The following is an 18,577-nucleotide window of genomic DNA, read 5'->3' on the forward strand; positions in this document are numbered from 1 at the left end:
CCGCCGGAGTTTCACGGCGAAGGGTCGGCTTTCAGGCGGGTGTGGTCGGCGATTTTGCGGATGTGGGGCAGGGCGCGGGCATAGGCCAGAACCCGGTCGCGTTCGCGGGCGTCCTGGGCGATGCCCATGATGTGAAGGGTGTCGCCGACGACATCGACGGTGTAGTTCACCGCCTGGATCTCGCTGTCCAACAGCAAATCGGTGTCCATGCGGTTGGCCAGCCAAACGTCGCGGGCCAAATCGACGCCATCCTGGCCGGTGGGCATGGTCAGATCGTTGACGACGGCGCGCACGCCCTTGACCGTCCAGGTCAGGCGGACGGCCTCGATCCTGTCTGCGGGCTTGGCGACCTCGCCGGTCAGCAGCACCTTGCCCTCGCGTACGGTGGTATAGACATTTCGGTAAACCGCCGGGCCGGCTTGACCGAATTTGGCGTTGATCGCCAGCGCGATGGCGGTGTCATCGACCGCCTGGGAAAAGCCGCGCTCCTCGGTGGCCATGGTCGCCACCTTGGCCCCGGCGCCGATGGCCATGCCCACAGGCGAGCAGGCGCCGGGCAACCCCGCCAGAAGGAGAAGAACCGCCCACGGCCAGGGCCGGCGGCGGGCTGGGCAAACCCTTGCGTCAGACGCGGCGCATGGGACCATTCCTGGCCTTTCGTTCGGGGAGGGAGGGTTTACAAGCCGAGTCGCCAGGCGTCCTTGAGATGTCTGGGCCAAGCCCAGGGCGCGATCACCATCACATCAAACCGCGCCTGCCCCTTCTCTGGCAAGGGAAAGCGGCCAAGGAAGGCCTCGGCGCCCCGGGTGATGCGGATCCTTTGGCGCGGGGTGATCGCCTCCAGGGCGCGGGCCGCCTCGGCCCGGGCCTTGACCTCGATGAAGGCGACCAACCGGCCCCGGCGGGCGATGATATCAACCTCGCCGGCCCCGGTTCCCCGGCCGCTGCGGAAGCGGCGGGCAAGGATGCGCCAGCCGTGCAGGCGCAGCCACCATACGCACAGGCTTTCGGCCCAGCGCCCCCGGCGTTCCCCCTGGCGCCGCGACCGCCTCACCGCTCCCCCGGCCTTTCGCGATCTTCGGCATCGGCCTTGCCGGCCAGCTCCAGGGCGCGTCGATAGAGCGCGCGGCGGGCGACGCCGCTTTCCGCCGCCAGACGCTCGGCGGCCGAGCGCACGCTTTCGCCGGCATCCAGCAACTGGCGCAGGCGGTCGTCCAGAACCCCGGCCGAGGGCGGGGCGGCGGCATCGGGCGGGGCGATGACGATCACCGCCTCGCCCTTGGGCGGGCCGGCCTCGGCGTAATGGGCGGCGAGGGTATCAAGGGTGCCGCGCCGTACCTCCTCGTGCAGCTTGGTCAATTCGCGGCAGACGGCGGCCTCGCGGTCGCCCAAGGCCTTGGCCAGGGCGGCCAGGGTGCGATCAAGGCGCGATACCCCCTCGAACAGCACCAGGGTCGCCCGCACCTCGGCCAACTCGGCGCAGAAGGTGCCAAGTTTGCCGGGCTTGGGCGGCGGGAAGCCGACGAACTGGAAGCGGTCGGTGGGCAGGCCGGCCAGGGCGAGGGCCGTCAGCACCGCCGAGGGGCCGGGAACGGCGGTGACGCGGATTCCCGCCTCGTGGCAGGCCCGCACCAGCCGATAGCCGGGATCGGAGACCAGCGGCATGCCGGCATCCGAAACCAGAACGATCGCCGCGCCCTCGGCCAATTTCGCCAGCAGGGCCGGGCGGGCGGCATCGGCGTTATGCTCGTGATAGGGCGTCAGCTTGGCCGACACCCCCAAGCGATGGAGCAAGCCGCCGGTCACCCGGGTATCCTCGCAGGCCACCAGATCGGCTCCGGCCAGGGCGTCGATGGCCCGGGCCGAGATGTCGCCCATGTTGCCAATCGGCGTTCCCACCAGATGAAGGCCGGGCGCCAATTGCCTTCCGGGGGGAGCATGAGTAGGCTGTTGATCGGATATGGTGTCTGACAAGGGGAGGGTCACCGGTGGATGGCTGTGAAATGACGCGGAACCGGGGCTGGCGCTCCGTCCGCATGGCGATAATCGCGGCCCTCGGTCTTGGCCTTGCCGCTTGCGCGGCGAATCGTGAGCCGGCACCCCCCTCGCCGTCAAGCTATGAACCGCCGCCGATGGCCCAGCCCAGCCCGCCGGTGCAAAGCGCGCCGATGGGCGGCCCCGGTTTGCTTGACCAGGGGCGGGGTCAGGCCGCCCGTGTCGCTTTCCTCGCGCCTTTGACCGGTCAGGCCGCGCAGACCGGTCAGGCGCTGCTCAACGCCGCCCAGATCGCCGCCATCGAGGTCGGACCCCAGGATTTCGTCCTCCAGCCCTATGACACCGCCGGCAGCGCCGGCGGCGCCGCCCAGGCGGCGCGCACCGCCCTGTCGCAGGGCGCGGGGATGATCATCGGCCCGCTGTTTGCCGACTCGGTGCGCGCCATCGGCCCGCTCGCCCAACAGGCCGGGGTGCCGGTGGTGGCCTTTTCCACCGATCAGACGGTGGCCGGCGGCTCGGTCCATCTGATCGGCTTCCTGGTCGAAGAACAGGTGCGCCGGGTGCTGCGCCACGCCAGAGGCCAGGGGCGGACGACGCTGGCCGCCCTGCTGCCGGCGACGCCGCTCGGTCAGGCCACCGCCGAGGCCGCCCGCCGGGTCGCCGCCGAGGCCGGATTGCGCGTCGCCGCCATCGAATACTACGATCCGACGGGCAAAGGCGTCGCCCAGCCGGCCGGACGCGTTCTGGCCGCCGGCGGCTTCGATACGCTTTTGCTGTCGGATAAGGGCCTGGGGCTGCAGGCGGTGGCCGCCCAACTCGCCTATTCGGGCCTGAACCCCGGGCAGGCGATGGTTCTGGGCACCATGCTGTGGAACGACGAACCCGGCCTGGGCCGCGAGCCGCTGCTGGTCGGCGCCCGCTTCGCCGCCCCCGATGAAAGCGGCGCCGCCGCCTTCAAGGCCCAGTATCAGGCGACCTATGGCGCCGTGCCGCCGAGCATCGCCGGCCTGGGCTATGACGCGACGGCCCTGGCCGCCGTCCTCGCCCGGGGGGGGGCTGGCGCCCTCACCGTCGATGGCGTGCGCAATCCCAACGGCTTCGCCGGAGTCGATGGCATTTTCCGCTTCCGCCCCGACGGCACGGTGGAACGCGGGCTGGCCATCCGCGAGGTCACCCGCGACGGCACGGTGCAGGTTGAACCGGCGCCGACCAATTTCGCCACCGTCGGATACTAAAAAAGCCCTGGGGATAAAACCCCAGGCTGTATTGCATTCACGACGGGGCGATACAATCTCCCTGACGGGGATGGCGCGGGTCGGGCCGCCCCCCACCGTCAGGGAGGAGCGAACGTGACAGAAAGCGAGCAGGCGGTGATTTCGGGTTTTGCCAAGGGCGAGCCGGCGCCGCCGCTGTGGACTCCCTCGGCCGAGCGCATCGCCGCCACCCGGCTTGACGCCTTCCGCCGCCGCATCGAAGAGCGCCACGGCGTCGTCCTGGCCGATTACGATGCCCTGTGGCAATGGTCGATCGATGCCCCGGCCGCCTTCTGGACCGAGGTCTGGGATTTTTGCGGGGTCATCGGCGATAAGGGCGACGGGCCGGTGGTCGATGATCCGGGCAAGCTTCCCGGCGCGCGCTGGTTCGCCGGCGCCCGGCTCAACGCCGCCGAAACCCTGCTCGCCCCCCATGCCCAGCGCCCGGGCGACGCCGTGGTCTTCCGCGTCGAGAACCATCCGACCCAACGCCTTGATCTGCCGACGCTGCGCGCCCGGGTGTCGCTGGTTCAACAAGGCTTGCGCCGCGCTGGCGTCGGGGTTGGCGACCGGGTGGCGGGCTATCTGCCCAATATGCCCGAGGCCCTGATCGCCATGCTGGCGACCGCCGGCCTGGGGGCGGTGTGGTCTTCGGCCTCGCCGGATTTCGGCGCCCAGGGGGTGATCGACCGCTTCGGCCAGATCGAGCCCAAGGTGCTGTTCACGGTCGATGGCTATTTTTACAACGGCAAGGTCCATGACTGCCGCGAGAAGGTCGCCACCCTGGTCAAGGCGGTGCCGTCGATCACCCAGGTGGTGGAAGTGGCCTTCGCCGGCAAGGGCGATGCGCCCGCTGCCATCCCCCGCGCCACGTCATGGGCGGCGTTCATCGGCGATTTCACCGCCGGCGAGCCGGACTTCCTGCGGCTGCCCTTCGATCATCCGCTGTATATCCTGTATTCCAGCGGCACCACCGGCGTGCCAAAATGCATCGTTCACGGCCATGGCGGCACCTTGCTTCAGCAACTGAAGGAGCATGTGCTGCATGCCGATGCCCACCCCGGCGACCGGGTGTTCTATTTCACCACCTGCGGCTGGATGATGTGGAACTGGCTGGCCGCGGCCTTGGGGGCGGGCTGCACCGTGCTGCTTTATGACGGATCGCCGTTTTATCCCGATGGCGCCGTGCTGTGGGATTACGCCCAGGCCGAGGGCTGCACCTTCTTTGGCACCTCGGCCAAATGGATCGACGCCCAGCGCAAGGCCAGGTTGCGGCCTAGCGATACCCATGATCTGTCGACGGTGCGGGTGATCGCCTCCACCGGCTCGCCGCTCGCCCCGGAAAGCTTCGATTACGTCTACGACGCCATCAAAGGCGATGTGCAACTGGCCTCGATCTCGGGCGGCACCGATATCTTGTCGTGTTTCATGCTGGGCAGCCCAATTGATTCGGTGTTTCGCGGCGAGATCCAGAAGCGCGGCCTTGGCATGGCGGTGGCGGTTTTCGACGACGAGGGCCGGCCGCTGGTCGGCCAGAAGGGCGAACTGGTCTGCACCCGGGCCTTTCCCTCCAGCCCCATTGGGTTCTGGAACGATGCCGACGGGGCGAAGTTCAAGGCCGCCTATTTCGAGCGCTTCCCCGGGGTCTGGACCCATGGCGACTGGGTGGAATTGACCCCCCACGGCGGCATCGTCGTTTATGGCCGCTCGGATGCGACGCTCAATCCCGGCGGCGTGCGCATCGGCACCGCCGAGATCTATCGGCAGGTTGAAACCCTTGACGAGGTGCGCGAGGCCATCGTCATCGGCCAGGACTGGCAAGGCGATGTGCGGGTGGTGCTGTTCGTCGTGCTGCGCGACGGACTGACGCTGACGCCCGAGCTTGAGGACAAAATCAAGGCGCGGATCCGTCAATCCTGCACGCCGCGCCACGTGCCGGCCAAGGTGGTTCAGGTCAACGATATTCCCCGCACCAAATCCAACAAGATCGTGGAACTGGCGGTGCGCGAGGTCGTCCACGGCCGGCCGGTGCGCAACCGCGAGGCCCTGGCCAACCCCGAGGCGCTCGACGACTTCGCCGGACGCCCCGAACTGGCGGGATAGGGCTTAGCCCTTTGTTGGCGGGTCGATATGCACGATCACCGGCACATGGTCCGAGGGCGGGGTCCAGTCGCGGGTGTCGTCCATCACCTCCAGGCCGCGCAGGCGATCGACCAGGGCGGGGGTGACCCAGATGTGATCAAGCCGCCGGCCGCGATTGGTCAGCCGCCAGTCCTTGGCCCGGTAGCTCCACCAGGTGAACAGCTTTTCCTCGGGCGGCACGAAGCGGCGCATGGCGTCGATCCACGGCCCGCTGGCCTGCAGGGCGCCCAGCTTGGCGACCTCGACCGGCGTATGGCTGACCACGCCGCGCATCTTGCGGTGATCCCAGACATCGGTCTCGAGCGGGGCGACATTGAAATCGCCCACCACCATCGCCGGCATGTCGGGATCAAGGGTGCGGTCGAACCAGTCGGTAAGGGCGTCGAAGAACGCCAGCTTGTGGCGGAAGCGGGGATTTTCCTCGGGATCGGGGATATCGCCGCCGGCCGGGATATAAAGGCAGTGGAGGGTGAAGCCGGCGACCCGGGTGCGCAGGTGGCGGCAATCGACGCGGTCGCACCAGTCAAAGGGCGTGCTGTCTTCCAGGGGTAGGCGCGAGAAGATGCCGACGCCGTTATAGCCGGGCATGGTGTGAAGGGCCTGATGGACCAGCCCCATCTCGGCCAGGGCGGCGGTCGGCACATGGTCGGGCCGCGCCTTGATCTCCTGGAGACACAACACGTCGATCGCCCGGCTTTCAACCAGCCGCGCCACCTGATCCAGGCGCAGGCGCAGCGAGTTGATGTTCCAGGTGGCGATCGCCAGCGGTCGGAGCGAAGCCGGGGGGCTCAGAGGACCGGTCCGGCGACGAGGGTGAGGGTGAGCGGGTCGAGGCCAGCGATTTCGGCCCTCAGCTCGTCGCCTTCCTCCACCGGGCCGACGCCGGCCGGCGTGCCGGTGAAGATCAGGTCGCCCGGGCGCAGCACCATCAGCCGGGACAGGAAGGAAATGACATCGCTGACCGGCCAGATCATATCCTTCAGATCGCCCGTCTGGCGGGGAACGCCATTGACCGAAAGGCTGATGGCGCCCGAGGTCAGCGCGCCGGTGGTCGCCGCCGGGGTGATCGCCCCGACCGGGCCGCTGGCTTCGAAGCCCTTGGCCATATCCCAGGGGCGGCCGGCCCTCTTGGCGCTGTCTTGCAGGTCGCGCCGCGTCAGATCGATCCCCACCGCATAGCCCCAGACCAGATCGAGGGCCTTATCGGGGGCGATGTCATGGCCGCCGCCGCCCAGGGCCACCACCAGTTCGACCTCGTGATGGAGGTTCGAGGTCGCCTGGGGATAGGGCACGGCGCCGCCCAGCGGCACCACCGCGTCCCCCGGCTTGGAAAAGAAGAACGGCGGCTCCTTATGCGGATCGCCGCCCATCTCGCGGGCGTGGTCGGCGTAGTTGCGGCCGACGCAGAACACCCGGCCCACCGGGAAGAAACCGTCGGTTCCGCTTACCGGAATGGCCGTGCGGGGCAAGGGAGGAAGAACGAAGCGCACGCGATCTCTCCTTGAGGGAGGGCTCTCCTTGAGGGAGGGCGGATCGGCCCGGCGAGATCCCGGGGGATCGGCGGCCGTCAGGGGGGCCGACTATAGGACGGATGGGGGAAAGCGCGGAAGCCGGCCCCTTAAAAAACGTGACGCCCGGCAGGGGGGGCTGCCGGGCGTCTTGTCTTCACCGATCGGTTAGGGGGGTAACCAATCGGCGGATACTCCTGTCGGAGCCAGAGGGCGGCAGGGGAAACCGAACCCTCCAACGGCGGGGATCGATGATCCGCACCGGATACCAGACTAGATAGGTTTGACTTGGAAAAATTCCAATGCAATCGACGCATAGCAGATATGCGTTTTTAAGATGCCTACCCCTTCGCCCCTTGGGGCCGCAAACTTATCGGGAGTCGCGCTGGGGACGCTCGGCCTTTTCGCTGAAGACGAACAGCTTGGGGTCGAGGGCGAGGCCGACCTGGGGATTGAACAACGAGACGGAAACCTCGACGTTCTGGGCGTCGAGCACCCGCCACTGGCGCAATTCCAAGGGATCGGTGGTGAAAACCAGGGTCAGGGTGCCCTGCCCCGGGTCATTGGTCTGAACCAGGGCGATCTCCACCACGCCCTTGGCCTCGCGGTAGGCGGTCACGGTGATATTGGGATCGCTGAGCTCGATCTTGTCGCGCAGCAACACGCCAAGCGGCGTCGAGTCGAGACCGATATAGGACACCTGATCAAGCTCGCGGTCGTAATAGACCAGCTGGCTGCCATTGGCGACCATCAGAAGATCGGCGGGCGGATCATATTGCAGACGCATGCGGTTGGGGCGGCTGATCGACACCGTTCCCTCGGCGTAATTGCCCGTCGAAGAGACCTGCAGAAAGCGGGCCTGCACCCGGCGGACGCCATTGAGATAGCCTTCGACCCGGGCGACGAAGGCCCGCTGGTCCTGGGTCAACTGGGGAAGAATGCTCCGCGCCTCCTGGGCCGAGGCCGGCCCGGCCGGCAGACCGACAGCGAGGGCGACGAACAAGGCAAGGGCGGCAAACAGCGATTTCGGAGCCATGGGGAGTCCTTGGCGGGAGAAGAGGATCGGAAGGGCGGGCCATCCCCTCCCCCGTTTGGGGAAGGACGGACGGGCGCGAGAACCACAGATAGGAAAAGAAGGTGGCGTAATAAAGAAGACCCGCCGCCAACCGGCCCTGGCGGGGCCCTCCCGGGGAAGATCCCGGCAGGGCCGGCGGAGCGGGCCACCCCTTAAACGATCCCGGCGGCGAAGGGTTGCCCTATTCGGCCGCCTTCGAAAGCGACACGCCGCCCTCGGCGCCCGAGGAGCCGTCGCGCCCCTTGCTGCGATCCTCGGCAAGGAAGGTATAGATCACCGGCAGCACGAACAGGGTGAACAGCGTGCCGATGCTCATCCCCGCGACGATGACCACGGCGATGGAAAACCGGCTGTTGGCGCCGGCGCCGCTGGCGAACATCAGGGGAATCAACCCAGCGACCATCGCCGCCGTCGTCATCAGGATCGGCCGCAGTCGCAGCTTGGCCGCGACCTCGATCGCCTGGGCGCGGGTCAGGCCCTGCTCTTCCTGGCGTTCACGGGCCACCTCGCACATCAAGATGCCGTGCTTGGTGATCAGCCCGATCAACGTCACCAGACCGACCTGGGTATAGATGTTCATGGTGGTGGCGCCGAGCGCCAGGGGCAGCAAGGCGCCGCAAATCGACAACGGCACCGAGATCATGATGACCAGCGGATCGCGGAAGCTTTCGAACTGGGCGGCCAGCACCAGGAAGATGATGATCAGGGCGAACACGAAGGTGCCGATCAGGCTGCTGCCTTCCTGGATGAACTGCCGCGACTGGCCGGCGTAATCGATGGTGTAGCCCGAGGGCAGCACCTCGGCCGCGCTTTGCTCCAGAACGGCCAGGGCCTGACCCAGGGTCACCCCGGGCATCGGGAAGCCCGAGATGGTGAAGGCGTTAAGCTGGTTGAACTGGTTGAGCGATTGCGGCAGCACGCGCCGCTCCAGGGTCACCAGCGACGACAGCGGAATGGCGGTGCCGCTATGGGTGCGGATATAGAAGCGCCCCAGGGAGTCGGGATCCATGCGGGCGCTGTCGGGAACCTGGGGGATCACCTTGTAGGAGCGGCCCTGGATATTGACCAGATTGACGTAGTTGCCGCCGGTCATCGTCGCCAGGGCGCCACCGATCTGATCCATGGTGATGCCATAGGCCGCCGCCTTGTCGCGGTCGACCGACACCACGGTCTGCGGGCTTTCGAATTTCAGATCCGTATCGGTGAAGATGAAGCGCCCCGAGGCCTGGGCCCGCTTCATCATCTCGTCCTGGATGTCGGAAATCGCCTCATAGGGGGTGGTCGAGGAGATGACGAACTGCACGGGCAGGCCATCGGCACCGGGCAGGGCGGCGGGCGAGAACACCGAGGCCTTGACCCCGGCGATGCCGTTCATCGTCGTTTGCACCGCGCCGATCAACGCCTTGGCATCGCGCTCGCGCTCGGCCCAGGGCTTGAGCGAGGCGCCGCCGAAGCCGCTGTTGGGGGTGCCGATGCCGGCGATCAGGAAGGTATGCTCGGTTTCGGGATAGGCGCGCAGCGCGTCATCGATCTGGTGCACGAAGACGTTCATATAGTCGTTGCTGGCCGAGGCCGGGCCGTTGAAGGCGGTCAGCACCGCGCCCTGGTCCTCGTCGGGGGCCAGTTCGCTGGGGATGGCCGAGAACAGGAAGTACAGCGATCCCATGACGATCAGGGCGAAGACCACCGTGGTCGGGCGGTCGGCCAGCGAGGCGTCCAGCAGGCGCCCATAGCGTCCCTGAAGGCGCTCGAACAACGAATCGAGCTTGGCGGCGAAGCCTTTCTTGGTCACCTCGTGGCGCAGGATCTTTGAACACATCATCGGCGACAGCGTCAGCGCCACCACCCCCGACACCACCACCGAGCCGGCCAGGGCGAGGGCGAATTCACGAAACAGCGCGCCGGTCAGCCCGCCCATAAAGGCGATCGGGGCATAGACGGCGGCCAGGGTGATGGTCATCGAAATCACCGGCAGGGCGATTTCGCGGGTGCCGTCGATCGCCGCCTGGAAGGGGGTGGATCCCTCCTCGATATGGCGATGGACGTTCTCGACGACGACGATGGCGTCGTCGACCACCAACCCGATCGCCAGAACCATGGCCAGCAAGGTCAGAAGATTGATCGAAAAACCCAAGACCATCAGCAAGATGGCGACGCCAACCAGCGACAGCGGCACGGTGACCAGGGGAATGACCACCGACCGCACCGATCCCATGAACAGGAAGATCACCACCATGACGATGATCGCGGCTTCGACGATGGTCTTGACCACCTCGCGGATCGATTCGGTGATGAACACCGTCGAATCATAGGCCATCAAGGCGGTCATGCCCTCGGGCAACTGGTCGATGATCGCCGGCAGGGCGGTCTCGCGGATCTCGGCGATCACCGACAGCGGATTGGCTTCCGGGGTGGTGAAGACGCCGACGAAGATCGCCGCCTGACCGCTGGCGAACACGCTCATGTCGCTGCTTTCGGCGGCCAGCGACACCTCGCCGATATCTTGAAGGCGGATCAGCCGCGCCCCGTCATTGCGGACCACCAGCTTGCGGAACTCGGCGATATCGGTCAGATCGGTTTCGGCCTTGGTGTTGATGATATCCAGGCTGCCCTTGATCGACCCGGCGGCCGAGGAGAAGTTGTTCGCCGTCAGGGCGGTCTGGACATCGCTGGCCGTCAGCCCCTGCTGGGCCATCTTTTCGGGATCGAGCCAGACGCGGATCGAGAAGTTCTTGGCGCCGAAGACCTCGGGATTGGAAACGCCGCTGACCGCGGCCAGCTTGGGCTGGATCACCCGGTTGACGTAATCGGTGATCTGTTCTTGGGAATGGCTTTTCGAGGAAAAGGCGATGAAGGCGGCGGGGAAGGTCTCGCCGGTCTCCTTGGAGATCACCGGATTATCGACGTTGCGCGGCAGCAGCGAGCGGACCTCGTTGACCTTGGCCGTCACCTCGGTCATCGCCGCGTCGGGATCCTCGTTCAGGCGGACGAAGGCCTTGACGGTGCTGACGCCCTGCGACGAGCTCGAGGTCAGATAATCCAGACCCTTGGAGGTCGAGACCGCCTTCTGGATCGGCTGGGTGACGAAGCCCTGGATCAGATCGGAATTCGCCCCCGGATAGGTGGTGGTGACGGTGATGACCGTATTGCTCATCTCCGGATATTGGCGGATGGGCAGGCGCATCAGCGCCTGGAAGCCGACCACCAGGATCAGCAGGCTGATGACCGTGGCCAGCACCGGCCGGCGGATGAAAAGATCGAAGGCCTTCATCGCAGGGTGTCCTTGGTCGAGTCACCCTTGGCGCCGCTTTCGGCGCGGGCGGCGGTGTTCAGGGGCGCCTGGGCGACGGCCACGGCGCTGCCGTCGTTGAGCTTGACCTGACCGGAGGTGACGACCCGCTGGCCGGCGCTCAAGCCCGCGGTCACGACCACCCGGTCGCCCCGGCGCACGCCGGTGGTGACGGTGATGCGGTCGACGCGGACCTTGCCGTCTTCGCCGGCCTCCTTCAGCACATAAAGGGCGTCGCCATGCAGGCTGTAGGTCACGGCGGTGGCCGGAACCGTCACCACGCTCTGGCGTTCGGCGCGCAGCACGGCCAGCTTGGCGAACATGCCCGGGCGCAGGGCGCCATCGGGGTTGTCGAAGCGGCCTTCGACCACGGCCATGCCCGTATTGGCGTCGACCTTGGGGGCGATAGCCTTGATGGTGCCTTCGAAGGCGCGCCCGGGCCAGGCGTCGGTGGTCAGCGTCAGCTTGGCGCCAACGGCCACCCGGCCCAGGTCTTTTTGGGAAACCGAGAAATCGGCGAGGATCACCGACAGGTCCTGAAGGTCGACCAGGGTCTGGCCGGCGGTGACGTATTCGCCCAGATCGACCGCGCGCACGCCAAGCACGCCATCAAACGGCGCCGTCACGGTCTTTTTGGCGACGCGGGCCTCGAGTTGGCCGATGGTGGCCAGATTAACCCGCAACTGCGCCTCGGCGTCGTCCAGATTGGCCCGGGTTCCGGCGGCCGATTGCACCAGTCGGCGGGCGCGGCCGGCGGTGATGCGCGACAGTTCGGCCTGGGCGCGCACGGCGTCAAGCTCGCCGCGCTCCTCGCCGTCATCCAGGCGGACCAGCAGATCGCCCTTTTTCACCCGCTGCCCCGACTCAAACGAAATCGTCTCGACGATGCCGGCCACGGCCGCCCCCACCGTCACGCCGTTGATGGCGCGCAGCGTGCCCACGGCGGGGATGGTGTCTTGCCAGTCTTCGGCGCGCGCGTCCTCGACGGTGACGGTGATCACCGGTTCGGGTTGGTTGGCGAAATACTGGGCGATCATGTGATCGCGAAAGACCGTAAAGCCGATCACGCCGCCAAACAGGACGACGCTGCCCACCAGCATGATCGCCAGACGTTTCTTTTTCATTCTAAGCTCCGAAGGTGGGTGTCTTGGGGACGGTTCAGGTCAAGAGCGCCAGGGAGGAGGCTTGAAGCCGGTTGAGCTGCGCCGCGTCGTATTGCAGCATTCCGGTCACCCGATCGAGGAATAAGCCATCCATCGCCATGCCGATCAGCAGGGCCCGATCGGGGTCGGGACTGTCGGAGCGCAGGCGCTCGTTCCACATAAAAAACTGGCCGCGAATCGGTTCCAGAAGGTTCGGGTTGAGGGCCGTGGCGGCCAAAATGGCCGCGCCGGCAGGATCGTTTCCCGCCCCCTGCGGGTCGAAGGCAGCGCGGACAATGGTTCGGGCCCACCGGTAGGGACCTTCGGGCTCCAGATGATAATACCTCTGGCACAGGGATTCATTCTGCTCAATGAGTCGACTCACCATCGCACGGATTAAATCATCCTTGCACTTGAAATGGTACAGAACGCCGCCTTTCGAGACGCCGGCGACGCGGGCCGCCTCGTCAAGGGTCAGGCGGGCGGCGCCCTGGGTGCGGACGATCTCCATGGCGGCGTCGACGATCTTTTCCCTGGTGGTGGACCGACCCATTGGCTTTCTCGCCTCCTTCGTTTGCTGTTGGCTGTTTATACCGGCCGGACGGTACTGTGCCAACCGGACGGTTCATTGACAAGGATCAAAAAATCGCCAAGGAAGGTCCGCAGGGCGATTGCCGAAGGGCAAAATGTGATGTTATAACGTTTTTGCCCTTCGCTCCCCTCTACAGGCTGTCGCTTGCCCATGTCGTCGCGCTTGGTGGTTCCGCTCTCATCGCCTTCGGGTGGGTCGTTTTCCCTGCTGCTGCTCGGCGCGCCGGCCCGGCTGCTCGGCGCGGCCGTGCTCTCGGCCGGGCTATGGGGTCTGGTCGCCTGGAGCCTGGGATGAGCGGCAAGCCCCATCTCGTCGTCGTCCCCGATCCGCCGCCGGTCGCCGTCGAAGCGGCGGGCGCGGCCATTCGCTGCCGGAATCTCTGCCTGGGCTACGACCGACGTCCGGCCCTGCGCGACCTGGATTGGACGGTGCGTCCGGGCAGTCTGACCGCCGTGGTCGGCCCCAATGGCGCGGGCAAGTCGACCCTGCTCAAGGGCATGGTCGGCGTACTGGCGCCGCTTGGCGGCTCGATCGAGATCGGCGGCGAGGGGCGGGCGGCCATCGGCTATCTGCCCCAGCAGGCCGAGATCGACCGCTCGTTTCCCATCGCCGTGCGCGATATGGCGGCCATGGGGCTGTGGCGACGGGTTGGCCCTTTCGGGGCGATCGGCCGCGACCTCGCCCCGCGCATCGAGGCCGCCCTGGCCGCCGTCGGCCTGGGCGATCTGGCCAATCGGCCGATCGGCGCGCTGTCGGGGGGGCAGATGCAGCGCCTGCTGTTCGCCCGCCTGCTGCTCCAGGACGCCCGCGTCCTTTTGCTTGACGAACCCTTCACCGCCATCGACGCCCGAACGGCGGCCGATCTGCTGGCGTTGATCGGGGTTTGGCATCGCGAGGGCCGCACCATCATCGCCGTGCTCCACGATCTCGATCAGGTGCGCCGGGCCTTTCCCGAAACCCTGCTGGTCGCCCGCCGCGTGGTGGCGGTCGGCCCGACCGCCGAGGTGCTGAGCGAGGCCAATCTTGAACGGGCCCGGCTTTTATGCGAGGGGGCGGAGGGGCGATGATGCTCGTTGAGACCCTGATCGGCCCCTTCCAGGAATTCGCCTTCATGCGCCGGGCCCTGGTCGGCTGTCTGGCCCTGGCCCTTGGCGCGACGCCGGTCGGCGTGTTCTTGATGCTGCGGCGGATGAGCCTGACCGGCGATGCCATGGCCCATGCCATTTTGCCCGGGGCGGCGGTCGGCTATCTGGTGGCCGGCCTGTCGCTGGGGGCGATGACGGTGGGCGGCTTGATCGCCGGGATGACCGTGGCCCTGCTTGCCGGCTATGTCACCCGCTCGACTATCTTGCGCGAAGACGCCAGTCTGGCCGCCTTCTATCTGATTTCCCTGTCGTTGGGCGTGCTGATCGTCTCGCTGCGCGGCAGCAACATCGATCTTTTGCATGTGCTTTTTGGCTCGGTGCTGGCCCTTGATGACAATGCGCTGGTGCTGATCGCCTCGATCACCACCCTCACCCTGGCCGCGCTCGCCCTACTCTATCGGCCGCTGGTTCTGGAATGCCTGGATCCGGCCTTCTTGCGCTCGGTCGGCAGGGCCGGCGCCTGGGCCCATTACGGGTTCCTGTGTCTGGCCGTGCTCAATCTGGTTGGCGGCTTTCATGCCCTGGGCACCTTGATGGCCGTTGGCATCATGGTCTTGCCCGCCGCCACCGCCCGGCTGTGGGCCACCACCATCGGCGGGCTGCTGGCCGTCGCTGTGGCGATCGCCGCCTTCAGTGGCGTCGCCGGTCTGCTGATCTCCTATTACCACGACCTGCCCTCGGGCCCGGCCATCATCCTGACCGCCGGCGTCGTCCATGTGGTGTCGCTGGTGGTCGGGCTTCAGGGCGGTCTGCGAAACCGCTCAGGCGCCCGCCAGCCGCGCTCACCCTAGGTTTTTTGCGCGCCCCTTTCGTTGTCTTCCCGTCTTCGGCTTCCCTTCGAAGGAGATCTCCTCGATGATCGCACGTCGTTGTCTGCTTGCCGCCGTTCCGGCCCTTGGGCTGGCCTTGGCTTTGGGCGCTGGCCCCTCCCTGGCCGCCGATCCGGTCAAGGTCGTGGCGTCGTTTAGTATCCTCGGCGATATGGTTCATGAGATCGGGGGCGAGCGGGTCAGCCTGACCACCCTGGTCGGGGCCGATGGCGACGCCCATGTCTACCAGCCCACCCCGTCGAACGCCCGGGCGGTCGGCGCGGCCGATCTGCTGGTCATCAACGGCCTGGGGTTCGAGGGCTGGATGGACCGGCTGATCGACTCCTCGGGCTACAAGGGCCCGGTCGTCATCGCCAGTCAGGCGGTAAGCCCCCGCCCGATGGAAGAGGAGGACGGCCATGATCATGAGGCCGACCACGACCACGGGGCCGGCGATCCCCACCACGAGGGTCTCGACCCCCATGCTTGGCAAAGCCTGGCCAACGGCCGGCTGTATCTGAAGGCCATCGCCGATGGCCTGATCGCCGTCGATCCCGCCGGAGCCCCGACCTATCAGGCCAATCTTTCGCGGATGATCGAGGCCGTCGACGCCCTGGAGACCGAGGTCAAGCGGACCGTCGCCGCCATCCCGAGCGCCAACCGCAAGGTGGTGACCTCGCATGACGCCTTTGGCTATTTCGCCAGCGCCTATGGTCTTAGCTTCATCGCCCCCCAAGGGGTCAGCACCGATGCCGAGGCCTCGGCCAGCGATGTCGCGGCGCTGATCCGCCAGATCCGCGACGAAAAGATCCCGGCCGTGTTCATGGAGAACATCAGCGATCCGCGCCTGCTCAAGCGCATCACCGCCGAAACCGGCGCGGTGATCGGCGGCACGCTTTACTCGGATTCGCTCTCGGGTCCGACCGGTCCGGCCCCAACCTATCTCAAGATGATGGAGTCCAACATCCGCACCCTGAAGGCCGCCCTCGCCCCGTAAACAGGCCCGGACGGTGCGTTTTCCCCCGCGTCTGGCAAGCCTCCGGGCGCGGGGTTTTTCTTACAGATCGGCGCCATCGTCATAGGCGTCGGCGCTGGCGGGCAGCAGAACCTCGCGCTTGCCGACGTGATTGGCCCGGCTGACCATGCCCTCGGCCTCCATGCGCTCGATGATGCGGGCGGCGCGGTTATAGCCGATCTGCAGGTGGCGCTGGACGAAGCTGGTCGAGGCCTTGCGTTCGCGGGCCACCAGGGCGACGGCCTGATCGTACAGACCATCGCTCTCGCCCTCGCCCACTCCTCCGGCGACCGGGGCGGGGGCGCTCGCCTCCTCGTCCTCGATGATGGCGTCAAGGTAGTCGGGCTGGGCCTGGGCCCGCAGGTGGGCGCAGATCTTTTCAACCTCGAGATCGGCGACGAAGGGCCCATGAACGCGGGTAATGCGCCCGCCCGCCGCCATCGACAGCATATCGCCCTGGCCGAGCAACTGCTCGGCCCCGGATTCGCCGAGGATGGTGCGGCTATCGATGCGGCTGGTCACCTGGAAGCTGATGCGGGTGGGGAAATTGGCCTTGATCGTGCCGGTGATGACATCGACCGAGGGGCGTTGGGTGGCCATGATCAGATGGATGCCGGCGGCGCGGGCCATCTGGGCCAAACGCTGGATCGCCCCTTCCACGTCCTTGCCCGCGACCAGCATCAGATCGGCCATTTCATCGACGATGACGACGATGAAGGGCAGCGGCTGAAGGTCCATGTCCTGTTCGACATAGATCGGCTTGCCGGTTTCCGCATCAAACCCGGTTTGCACCGTGCGGGTCAGCTTGCCGCCCTTGGCGGCGGTTTCCCCGACCTTCTGGTTATAGCCGGCGATATTGCGCACGCCGAGCTGGCTCATCGCCCGATAGCGTTCCTCCATCTCGCGCACCGCCCATTTCAGGGCGACCACCGCCTTGTGCGGATCGGTGACGACGGGGGTCAGCAGATGGGGAATGCCGTCATAGACCGACAGCTCCAGCATCTTGGGGTCGATCATGATGAAGCGGACCTGCTGGGGCGACAGCCGGTAGAGCAGCGACAAGATCATGGTGTTGACCGCCACCGACTTGCCCGAGCCGGTGGTGCCGGCGATCAGCAGATGGGGCATGCGCGCCAGATCGACCGTAACCCCCGTGCCGCCGATATCCTTGCCCAGGGCCAGGATCAGCGATCCCGGGTGGCGGATGAAATCGGGGGTGGAGAGCAATTCGCGCAGCAGCACCATCTCGCGCTTGGCGTTGGGAAGCTCGATGCCGATGACGCTGCGTCCGGGAACCACGGCGATGCGCACCGAGATCGCGCTCATCGAGCGGGCGATGTCATCGGCCAGACCGACAACGCGCGAGGTTTTGGTGCCCGGCGCCGGATCAAGCTCATACAGCGTCACCACCGGTCCGGGGCGAACCTTGACGATTTGGCCGCGCACGCCAAAATCGCTCAACACCCCTTCCAGCATGCGGGCGTTTTCCGCCAGGGCGTCCTCATCGACGCGCAGCGGCCGGCTGGTCTCGGCGCTGGCCAGAAGGTCAAGGGCGGGCAGGGCGAAGGGCGGGGCGTCGATGCTTGCGCCCATCGGCCGGCCGCGCTCGGGCGTTCCCGGACGCGACGGCGCCGGGCGCGACGGCGGTTCGGCCAAGGCGACGGCCGGGGCGGTGTCGATGGTCAAGGGGCGCGAGGCCGGTGCCGCCGCCAGCGGGGCGTCCCCGCTCCGCCGATCGCCTTCGCCGCCAAAGCTGGGGGCGAGGCGTCCGTCCTCGGGGCGGCCGGCGGTGACCGCCGCCGTGGCGCGGTCCGGGGCCTCGCCCATGCGCGGCTCGCGCCGGCCGGCCTGCGCTTCGGCCTTGGCGGGCTTGGCGCCCTCGGCGGGCGATTTCCGCGCGCCCGGCCGTTTGCCCTGCCCCGCTGCTGCTGCGGCTGCGCGGGCCTTGGCCGAAGCGGCGGGTGCCGCCGCGGTGCCGGCCTCTCCGCTTGTCCGCAGTAAAATACCGGCGGTGGCGGCGTAATCGCGCCAGCGGATGGCGGTGACCCACTGGAAGCACAAAAAGGCCAGCAAGCCGGCCAGCCCGCCGATCAGCCAGCCGAGGTCGATCTCGATGCCGATCACGGCCAAGCCGATCGAAACGCGCTCGCGCAACAGATAACCGGCGAAGCCGCCCAGACCGGCGGTCACCGGCCATTCGCTGGGCGGCGTGATTGGATCGATGGCCACGGCGACCAGCAGCGTGCCCAGGATCAGGCCCAGGGTGCGGGCCCAGGCCCCGGGCAAGGTTTGGCCGGCCAGCAGCCGCAGGCCCCAAAGAATAACCGCGAGCAGCGGCGCGATCACCGCCAGTCCGCCCCATTGCAGCGCCAGATCGGCGACCACGGCGCCGCCCGCGCCCAGGGCATTGCCCACCGGGGCGCCGCTCGCCGTGTTGAACGAGGCGTCGGACGGGCTATAGGTGATCAGCGCGGCGGCAAGGGCGGTGCAGGCCAGCACCACCAGCGCGCCGCCGACCCGCAGCAGGGCCGAGCGAAGGGCGATGATGGCGGCCGGGGGCAGCAGTCGCGAACGGGCGGTACGATCGGCCATGAAGGCTCCGCGAAGGGTTG

At 67.3% G+C, this 18,577-nt stretch carries 16 protein-coding genes; 6 read left to right on the top strand and 10 right to left on the bottom strand.

The genetic code is table 11. The features are described from left to right. Positions 1–11: 11 nt before the first annotated feature. The 3 genes from RRU_RS19045 to rsmI form a co-directional block, all read right to left on the bottom strand. Positions 12–533: a BON domain-containing protein gene (locus RRU_RS19045; protein ID WP_162470637.1), complete on the bottom strand. Its 522-nt coding sequence runs from the start codon at positions 531–533 to the stop codon at positions 12–14. Between the two features lie 143 nt (positions 534–676). Continuing rightward, entirely contained in the window at positions 677–1,054 is a 378-nt protein-coding gene (locus tag RRU_RS19050; protein ID WP_011391439.1) for a YraN family protein, read from the bottom strand. After that, positions 1,051–1,920, bottom strand: a complete 870-nt coding sequence (rsmI, locus tag RRU_RS19055) for a 16S rRNA (cytidine(1402)-2'-O)-methyltransferase (protein ID WP_014626638.1) — start codon at positions 1,918–1,920, stop codon at positions 1,051–1,053. The genes RRU_RS19050 and rsmI overlap by 4 nt, the downstream gene beginning before the upstream one ends. A 212-nt stretch (positions 1,921–2,132) precedes the next feature. Here rsmI and RRU_RS19060 point away from each other — a divergent pair, with 212 nt between their 5' ends. Together RRU_RS19060 and RRU_RS19065 are read left to right on the top strand one after the other, a co-directional pair. Beyond that, complete coding sequence (locus tag RRU_RS19060; protein ID WP_014626639.1) at positions 2,133–3,230, top strand: penicillin-binding protein activator; 1,098 nt, start codon at positions 2,133–2,135, stop codon at positions 3,228–3,230. Positions 3,231–3,344: 114 nt separating this feature from the next. Then, positions 3,345–5,351, top strand: a complete 2,007-nt coding sequence (locus RRU_RS19065) for an acetoacetate--CoA ligase (protein ID WP_011391442.1) — start codon at positions 3,345–3,347, stop codon at positions 5,349–5,351. Between the two features lie 3 nt (positions 5,352–5,354). Here the strand turns inward: RRU_RS19065 and RRU_RS19070 are convergent, their stop codons facing one another. The 6 genes from RRU_RS19070 to RRU_RS19095 all read right to left on the bottom strand — a co-directional run bounded on the left by RRU_RS19070 (position 5,355) and on the right by RRU_RS19095 (position 12,957). Further along, on the bottom strand, positions 5,355–6,155 hold the full coding sequence (locus RRU_RS19070; RefSeq protein ID WP_042440290.1) for an exodeoxyribonuclease III: 801 nt from the start codon (positions 6,153–6,155) through the stop codon (positions 5,355–5,357). A 23-nt stretch (positions 6,156–6,178) separates the two neighbouring features. Beyond that, positions 6,179–6,880 carry a fumarylacetoacetate hydrolase family protein gene (locus RRU_RS19075; protein ID WP_011391444.1) on the bottom strand — a complete coding sequence of 234 codons (702 nt, stop codon included), beginning with the start codon at positions 6,878–6,880 and terminating at the stop codon, positions 6,179–6,181. Positions 6,881–7,268: 388 nt separating this feature from the next. After that, complete coding sequence (locus tag RRU_RS19080) at positions 7,269–7,934, bottom strand: LolA family protein (protein WP_011391445.1); 666 nt, start codon at positions 7,932–7,934, stop codon at positions 7,269–7,271. A gap of 220 nt (positions 7,935–8,154) precedes the next feature. After that, positions 8,155–11,244: an efflux RND transporter permease subunit gene (locus tag RRU_RS19085; RefSeq protein WP_011391446.1), complete on the bottom strand. Its 3,090-nt coding sequence runs from the start codon at positions 11,242–11,244 to the stop codon at positions 8,155–8,157. Beyond that, positions 11,241–12,386 carry an efflux RND transporter periplasmic adaptor subunit gene (locus tag RRU_RS19090; RefSeq protein WP_011391447.1) on the bottom strand — a complete coding sequence of 382 codons (1,146 nt, stop codon included), beginning with the start codon at positions 12,384–12,386 and terminating at the stop codon, positions 11,241–11,243. The genes RRU_RS19085 and RRU_RS19090 overlap by 4 nt, the downstream gene beginning before the upstream one ends. A gap of 34 nt (positions 12,387–12,420) precedes the next feature. After that, the gene (locus RRU_RS19095) at positions 12,421–12,957 is read right to left on the bottom strand and encodes a TetR/AcrR family transcriptional regulator (protein ID WP_011391448.1); all 537 of its coding nucleotides are present in this window, start codon (positions 12,955–12,957) and stop codon (positions 12,421–12,423) included. A 189-nt stretch (positions 12,958–13,146) separates the two neighbouring features. On the opposite strand from RRU_RS19095, the gene RRU_RS19100 reads away from it, so the two are divergent. The 4 genes from RRU_RS19100 to RRU_RS19115 all read left to right on the top strand — a co-directional run bounded on the left by RRU_RS19100 (position 13,147) and on the right by RRU_RS19115 (position 15,947). Further along, positions 13,147–13,290, top strand: a complete 144-nt coding sequence (locus RRU_RS19100; RefSeq protein ID WP_014626640.1) for a hypothetical protein — start codon at positions 13,147–13,149, stop codon at positions 13,288–13,290. After that, positions 13,287–14,063, top strand: coding sequence for a metal ABC transporter ATP-binding protein (locus tag RRU_RS19105; protein WP_011391449.1), 777 nt, complete (start codon positions 13,287–13,289; stop codon positions 14,061–14,063). The genes RRU_RS19100 and RRU_RS19105 overlap by 4 nt, the downstream gene beginning before the upstream one ends. Then, positions 14,060–14,932 carry a metal ABC transporter permease gene (locus RRU_RS19110; protein WP_011391450.1) on the top strand — a complete coding sequence of 291 codons (873 nt, stop codon included), beginning with the start codon at positions 14,060–14,062 and terminating at the stop codon, positions 14,930–14,932. Before RRU_RS19105 ends, RRU_RS19110 begins: the two co-directional genes overlap by 4 nt. Before the next feature lie 64 nt (positions 14,933–14,996). After that, positions 14,997–15,947 (top strand): metal ABC transporter substrate-binding protein, encoded by a 951-nt coding sequence (locus RRU_RS19115; RefSeq protein ID WP_011391451.1) that lies wholly within the window; start codon positions 14,997–14,999, stop codon positions 15,945–15,947. A 60-nt stretch (positions 15,948–16,007) separates the two neighbouring features. On the opposite strand, the gene RRU_RS19120 is transcribed toward RRU_RS19115, so the two are convergent. Further along, positions 16,008–18,557: an FtsK/SpoIIIE family DNA translocase gene (locus RRU_RS19120; RefSeq protein WP_011391452.1), complete on the bottom strand. Its 2,550-nt coding sequence runs from the start codon at positions 18,555–18,557 to the stop codon at positions 16,008–16,010. Positions 18,558–18,577: the final 20 nt, after the last annotated feature.

Source organism: Rhodospirillum rubrum ATCC 11170, from assembly GCF_000013085.1.
Taxonomy (GTDB): domain Bacteria; phylum Pseudomonadota; class Alphaproteobacteria; order Rhodospirillales; family Rhodospirillaceae; genus Rhodospirillum; species Rhodospirillum rubrum.